This window comes from Xylophilus sp. ASV27, from assembly GCF_016428875.1.
Lineage (GTDB): Bacteria > Pseudomonadota > Gammaproteobacteria > Burkholderiales > Burkholderiaceae_C > Xylophilus.
Map to the genome: position 1 here is coordinate 1 of NZ_JAELTO010000217.1, position 1,853 is coordinate 1,853.

The window sequence follows — 1,853 nt, forward strand, 5'->3', positions numbered from 1 at the left end:
AGCGCTACGCGGCCGGAGTGCTCAAATACGCGCAAATGGGCTACTGGGTGCCGGAGTACGAGCCCAAGGCGACGGACGTGCTGGCGCTGTTTCGCATCACGCCGCAAGAGGGCGTGGACCCGATCGAAGCCGCCGCGGCCGTCGCCGGCGAGTCCAGCACCGCGACCTGGACGGTGGTCTGGACCGACCGCCTCACCGCCTGCGACATGTACCGCGCCAAGTGCTACCGGGTCGACCCGGTGCCCAACACCCCCGGCCAGTACTTCTGCTACGTGGCCTACGACCTCTCGCTCTTCGAGGAAGGCTCGATCGCCAACGTCACCGCCTCGATCATCGGCAACGTCTTCAGCTTCAAGCCGCTCAAGGCCGCGCGGCTGGAGGACATGCAGTTCCCGGTGGCCTACGTCAAGACCTTCGCCGGCCCGCCCACCGGCATCGTGGTCGAGCGCGAGCGCCTGGACAAGTTCGGCCGGCCGCTGCTGGGCGCCACCACCAAGCCCAAACTCGGCCTGTCCGGCCGCAACTACGGCCGCGTGGTCTACGAGGGCCTCAAGGGCGGGCTCGACTTCATGAAGGACGACGAGAACATCAACTCGCAGCCCTTCATGCACTGGCGCGACCGCTTCCTGTTCGTGATGGACGCGGTCAACAAGGCCAGCGCGGCCACCGGCGAGGTCAAGGGCAGCTACCTCAACGTGACCGCCGGCACCATGGAGGAGATGTACCGCCGCGCTCAGTTCGCCAAGGAACTGGGCTCGGTGATCGTGATGGTGGACCTGGTCGTCGGCTGGACCGCGATCCAGTCCATCAGCCACTGGTGCCGCCAGAACGACATGGTGCTGCACATGCACCGCGCCGGCCACGGCACCTACACGCGGCAGAAGAACCATGGCGTGAGCTTTCGCGTGATCGCCAAGTGGCTGCGCATGGCGGGGGTGGACCACCTGCATGCGGGCACGGCGGTCGGCAAGCTCGAGGGCGATCCGATGACGGTGCAGGGCTACTACCACATCTGCCGCGACACCCACACCCAGGTCGATCTGCCGCGCGGCATCCACTTCGCCCAGGACTGGGGCGCGCTCAAGAAGGTGATGCCGGTGGCCTCGGGCGGCATCCATGCGGGCCAGATGCACCAGTTGCTGCACCTCTTCGGCGACGACGTGGTGCTGCAGTTCGGCGGCGGCACCATCGGCCATCCGCAGGGGATCCAGGCCGGGGCCACGGCCAACCGCGTGGCGCTGGAGGCCATGGTGCTGGCGCGCAACGAGGGGCGCGACATCGAGCACGAAGGCCCGGAGATCCTGCGCCAGGCCGCGCGCAGCTGCGCCCCCTTGCGCGCGGCGCTCGACACCTGGGGCGAGGTGACGTTCAATTACGCCCCGACCGATACTTCCGACTACGTCGTCACGGCCTCGGTGGCCTGAAGGAGACATGCGATGCGCATCACCCAAGGCACCTTCTCGTTCCTGCCGGAGCTGACGGACGAGCAGATCACCCGGCAGATCGACTACTGCCTCGCCCATGGCTGGGCCATCGGGATCGAGTACACCGACGACCCGCATCCGCGCAACACCTACTGGGAGATGTTCGGCAACCCGATGTTCGACCTGCGCGATGCGGCCGGCGCCATGCTGGAGCTGGCCGACTGCCGCAAGAGGTTTGCCCAGCACTACATCCGCCTGACGGCCTTTGACTCGACCCACGGCACGGAGTCGGTGGTGCTGTCCTTCATCGTGAACCGGCCCTCCCGGGAGCCCGGCTTTCGCCTGGTGCGCACCGAGGCGCCGGGGCGCACCATCCGCTACGGCATCGAGAGCTATGCGGTACAGGCCCGCCCCGAGGGCGAGCGATAC

The 1,853-nt window shown here is 67.7% G+C and carries 2 protein-coding genes; both read left to right on the forward strand.

The window, feature by feature from the left end; all coding sequences use genetic code 11:
* A partial coding sequence (locus JHD63_RS22405) for a form I ribulose bisphosphate carboxylase large subunit (protein ID WP_198972991.1) occupies positions 1 to 1,424 on the forward strand: 1,424 nt, incomplete at its 5' end.
* A 12-nt stretch (positions 1,425 to 1,436) separates the two neighbouring features.
* Positions 1,437 to 1,853: ribulose bisphosphate carboxylase small subunit (locus JHD63_RS22410; protein ID WP_198972993.1), on the forward strand; the 417-nt coding region annotated here is incomplete at its 3' end.